General features: G+C 69.3%; 5 protein-coding genes and 1 pseudogene. 5 read left to right on the top strand and 1 reads right to left on the bottom strand.

The annotated features are described in order from the left end of the window. Positions 1-176: 176 nt before the first annotated feature. Complete coding sequence (locus tag VFO68_RS25825; RefSeq protein ID WP_325160979.1) at positions 177-1,031, bottom strand: N-acetylmuramoyl-L-alanine amidase; 855 nt, start codon at positions 1,029-1,031, stop codon at positions 177-179. Between the two features lie 133 nt (positions 1,032-1,164). Between VFO68_RS25825 and VFO68_RS25820 the strand changes: the two genes are divergently transcribed. The 5 genes and pseudogenes from VFO68_RS25820 to VFO68_RS25800 form a co-directional block, all read left to right on the top strand. Then, positions 1,165-1,476, top strand: a complete 312-nt coding sequence (locus VFO68_RS25820) for a YbaB/EbfC family nucleoid-associated protein (protein WP_325160978.1) — start codon at positions 1,165-1,167, stop codon at positions 1,474-1,476. Between the two features lie 9 nt (positions 1,477-1,485). Beyond that, positions 1,486-2,082 carry a recombination mediator RecR gene (recR, locus tag VFO68_RS25815; RefSeq protein WP_325160977.1) on the top strand — a complete coding sequence of 199 codons (597 nt, stop codon included), beginning with the start codon at positions 1,486-1,488 and terminating at the stop codon, positions 2,080-2,082. A gap of 478 nt (positions 2,083-2,560) precedes the next feature. After that, on the top strand, positions 2,561-3,124 hold the full coding sequence (locus VFO68_RS25810; RefSeq protein WP_325160976.1) for a uridine kinase: 564 nt from the start codon (positions 2,561-2,563) through the stop codon (positions 3,122-3,124). 235 nt (positions 3,125-3,359) lie between these two features. Then, a complete protein-coding gene (locus VFO68_RS25805; protein ID WP_325160975.1) occupies positions 3,360-4,352 on the top strand; it encodes an ABC transporter permease in 993 nt (330 codons plus the stop codon). A gap of 60 nt (positions 4,353-4,412) precedes the next feature. Further along, positions 4,413-4,807: pseudogene (locus VFO68_RS25800) on the top strand (ABC transporter substrate-binding protein); the annotation flags it as partial.

Raw genomic sequence — 4,807 nt, 5'->3', positions numbered from 1 at the left:
CCGCGCCGCGGCCGGTCGCCGTCGACCCGCGGGCTCCGGAGCCGCCGCCCGAGCCCGACGACTATCCCGAGGACTACGTGGAGCCGGACCCCGATCCCGGGCCGCGCAACGACTCCGCGGCCGCGTTCGCGCTGCTCAAGGACAAGCTCGGCGCACGTGAGCTGGGCTGAGAACCGCTACCCCAGGTAGGTGAGGATGCCGTCGGCGATCGCCGTGGCATAGCGCTGCCGGCCGTCCGGGCTGGACAGCGTGGCGGCCTCGGTGGCGTCGCGCATGTTGCCGCACTCGACCAGCACCGCGGGTCGCTCGGAGAGGTTGAGCCCACCCAGGTCGTCGCGCGGGGACAACCCGGCGGAGCCGATGTAGGTGGAGGTCGCGATGCCGGCGCCGCGCATGGTGTCCCGCACCGTGCGGGCCAGCCGCAGTGACGGTTCGCCCTGCGCGGCGTTCAGCGGCGGCGCCGAGTAGGCGACGTGGAAGCCGTGCGCCCCGGCCGCGGTCGACCCGTCGGCATGGATGGACACCACGGCGCTCGCGTTCTCCCGGTTGCCGATCGCGGCCCGCTCGTCCACGCACGGCCCGACGCCGGTGTCGTTCGGCCGGGTCAGCACCACCCGGACGCCCCGGCTGGTCAGGATGTCCCGCACCCGGTTCGAGACGTCCCAGGTGAACGCGTGCTCGGTGAACCCGGCGTTGGTCGCGGTGCCGGTCGTGTTGCACGGTTTGGTCCGCCCGCGCCCGGCCGGGACCGACTGGTTGATCCGCGCCGGGTTCGAGGCGTTGCCCCCGTTGTGGCCCGGATCCAGCACCACCACCCGCCCGGCTGCCGGCGCCGGTTTCGGCTTCGCCGGTGCCGGCGCGGCCGCAACGCTGCTCGGCGGCACGCTGGTGCTGACCGGCGGCGGTGTGCTGGGGGCGGAGGACGGCGCGCTGACCGGCGGGGGCGGACTGCTGCTGCCGGCGACGGCCTCGCCGGAGACCGCGCCCTGGCCACAGGCGGACAGCGTGACGGTGAGTGCGCCGGTCACCATGACGATTCCCCAGGGGCCGGCGACACGGCGGGGGAGCACGGCGCTCACCATGCCATACCCGGGCCGTGACTAGGCTGGCGGTACTTCGACTTACAGGAGAGGAAGCGCCGTGCAACCCGGTGGCCTACCCGACATGCAGCAGATCTTGGCGCAGGCGCAGCGAATGCAGGAGCAGTTGCTGTCCGCGCAGGAGGAGTTGGCCGACGCCGAGGTGACCGGCAGTGCCGGCGGCGGCCTGGTGACGGCGACCGTGTCCGGGGCGGGTGAGCTGAAGAGCCTGGTCATCGACCCGAAGGCGGTCGACCCGGAGGACACCGAGACGCTGGCCGATCTGGTCGTGGCCGCCGTGCGAGACGCCAGCGGCAAGGCGCAGCAGTTGGCCGCGGACAAGATGGGGCCGCTGGCCGGCGGCCTGGGTGGCGGGCTCGGCCTGCCCGGTATGTAGGTCGGGCCGTTGTACGAGGGACCGGTCCAGGACCTGATCGACGAGCTCGGGCGGCTGCCCGGCGTGGGGCCCAAGAGCGCCCAGCGCATCGCGTTCCACCTGCTCGCCGCCGAGCCCGTCGACGTCAACCGGCTGATCAGCGCGTTACAGCAGGTCAAGGACGGCGTGATCTTCTGCGACCTGTGCGGCAACGTCTCCGAGGAGACCCGGTGCCGGATCTGCCGGGACGCCCGGCGCGACCCGGCGGTGCTGTGTGTGGTGGAGGAACCGAAGGACGTCCTGGCGGTCGAGCGGACGAGGGAGTTCAAGGGTCGCTACCACGTGCTCGGCGGCGCGCTGGATCCGTTGTCCGGGATCGGTCCGGACCAGTTGCGGGTGCGGGAACTGCTGGCCCGGATCTCCGACTCGGAGGTCACCGAGGTGATCCTCGCCACAGACCCGAACACCGAGGGCGAGGCGACCGCCACGTACCTCGCCCGCATGCTCCGCGACTTCCCCGGCCTCACCGTCACCCGGCTCGCCTCCGGCCTGCCGATGGGTGGCGATCTGGAGTTCGCCGACGAGCTCACCCTCGGCCGCGCCCTCTCCGGCCGCCGCGCCGTCTGACTGGTCCACACCCCCACCGACCTGTCCACACCCGCCCGCCACCCCTCCACCCCCAGCATTTCCGCAGGTAGAATGGCCAAGGGGTCGCCCCCCAGGGAGCGGTGGGGGCTGTCTGAGGTAGGGGCGGGAACAGCGCGGGGTTGACGTTGTGCCTTGTGTGTTGGTCAGGCCGCACACCTTGCCGAGCACGCGGATCAGGCACCACAGCGCATGGCGAAGATCAGCCAACCGGGCCGGATCCAGGTCGACCCGGCCCACCTGCCCCGATACGGGAATGATCAGCGAGGATGAACCGGCAGCACGGCCTCTCCCATGATCATGCGACACTCACATGATCAACACGAAGGTGGTGCCTGCCTCCACCGGCCGAGGCCCTGCCAGGGAGCGTCTGAGTAGGGGCAGGACGTTGTGCCCGGCAGATCCCGGGATTCGTGACTGATACAAGGTCCTCCGCGGCGAGGCGATCTTGGGTGGGTGCGTGGTGATCGATCTGGCGGTGCGCGATCTGGTGCCGCGGTTGGGGGCGGTGCGGCTGGTGGCGATCGATGGGCCGTCGGGGTCGGGGAAGTCGGTGTTGGCGGACCGGCTGGTGGCTGGGTGGCGGGATGTGGGGGTAGCGGTCGGGTTGGTGCGGACCGACGACTTCGCGACCTGGGACGAGCCGGTGGGGTGGTGGCCGCGGCTGGTGGCAGGGGTGCTGGAACCGTTGGCGGACGGGCGGCCGGGGCGATACCAGCGGGTCGAATGGGTGGATGGGCGGCCGCGGCCGGGTGACTGGGTGCCGGTGGACGTGCCGGAGGTGCTGGTCGTCGAGGGGGTTTCTGCGGGGCGGTGCTCGGTACGGCCGAAGCTCTCGGCGCTGGTGTGGTGCGAGTGGCCGGACCAGGCGCGGCGGCTGGAGCGGGCGGTGGGCCGGGACGGGGAGGAGTGCCGGGCGCCGCTGCGGGCCTGGCAGGAGTTCGAGGACGGCTGGTTCGCCGTGGATGCCCCCATGACGGTCGCAGATGTCCGATATCCGGACATAAGCGCACGCTATGGATGAATGATTAGACCAAACAGGGCAGTGATTGCTACGCCCTGTGCTGGTAAGACTGCTGTTCGGACACAAAGTGCCACTTTTGGCCGGATCGTGACCCTCCCGTGGTTAAGGGATGAAGAACGAAGGGGTTAGGGTCGGCGACCGTACGGCGATCCCGCACGAATCGAGGAGTAGGCGAAATGACTTATGCCGGAACCGCGCGGCTGCGACTGGCAGCCGCCGCCGGACGGGTCGTGGGATGACGGCGCCCCTCGAAGTCACGGACGCCAGTGCGGCGGCCGATCCGGAGGCCGCACTCCAGGGTGTGAGCAAGAAGGCCATCCAGGGCCGGTCGCTGGGTCAGATCGCCTGGATGCGCCTCAAGCGGGACCGGGTGGCGATGGCCGGCGGCGCCGTGATCGTGATCCTGATCCTGACCGCGATCAGTGCCGTGTTCGTGGACCGGATGTTCGGCTGGATTCACCCGAACCTGCCGCACCAGGACCTGATCGACGGCGCCACGCTCGCCCCGAAGGGCTTCTTCGGCGGAATGAGCGCCGACCACCCGCTGGGCATCGAGCCGCTGTCCGGCCGCGACATCCTGCAGCGCGTCTTCGCCGGTTCGTGGATCTCCCTGCTGATCGCCTTCCTGGCCACGATGGTGTCGGTGCTGATCGGCACGGTCATGGGCATCATCTCCGGCTACTTCGGCGGCTGGGTCGACTCGACCATCAGCCGGCTGATGGACATCTTCCTGGCCTTCCCGCTGCTGGTCTTCGCCATCGCGCTCGCCGGCATGCTGAACACCTTCAACATCAACGGCGAGGGTGTGCGGATCTCGGTCCTGATCTTCATCATCGGCTTCTTCAACTGGCCCTACATCGGCCGGATCATCCGAGGTCAGACGCTGTCGCTGCGCGAACGGGAGTTCATCGACGCGTCCCGCAGCCTCGGCGCCCGCGGTCCGTACATCCTGTTCAAGGAACTGCTGCCGAACCTGATGGCGCCGATCCTGGTGTACGCGACCCTGCTGATCCCCACCAACATCCTGTTCGAGGCGGCGCTGTCCTTCCTGGGCGTCGGCATCCAGCCGCCGACGGCGACCTGGGGCGGGATGATCTCCGAGGCGGTGTCGTACTACACGCTGCCGCACTTCATGCTCTGGCCAGGCCTGGCGATCTTCATCACCGTGCTGGCCTTCAACCTGTTCGGCGACGGTCTTCGGGACGCACTTGACCCGAGATCACGATGAAAACGTGAATCTGTTTCATATTCACACCCGACTCCCGAGAAGAAGGAGTGCTACAGCAAGATGATCAACAAACGTGTGACCATCGGGGTGGCCGCGACCGCGGCTGTCGCGTTGGCTCTCACCGCCTGTGGCGGGACAAAGAGCGGTGGTACCGACAACAACTCCAGCAGTGGCAGCACCAACACTGCGGCGTTCAACGCGGCGCTCGGCCAGGTGTTCAACCCGTCGGACAAGAAGGGCGGGATCATCAAGCTGGCCAACCCGGACGACTGGGACTCGGTCGACCCTGGCGACACCTACTACGGGTACTCCTGGAACTTCGCCCGGCTGTACACCCGGTCGCTGCTGATGTTCAAGGTCGCGCCGGGCAAGGCCAGCGAGGAACTGGTGCCCGACCTGGCCGAGAGCCTCGGCGAGCCGAGTGACGGCGGCAAGACCTGGACCTACAAGATCCG

Origin of the sequence: Actinophytocola sp. (genome assembly GCF_035712165.1) — a bacterium.
Classification (GTDB): Bacteria; Actinomycetota; Actinomycetes; order Mycobacteriales; family Pseudonocardiaceae; genus DASYTH01.
This window is presented reverse-complemented; position numbering and strand designations above follow the sequence as displayed.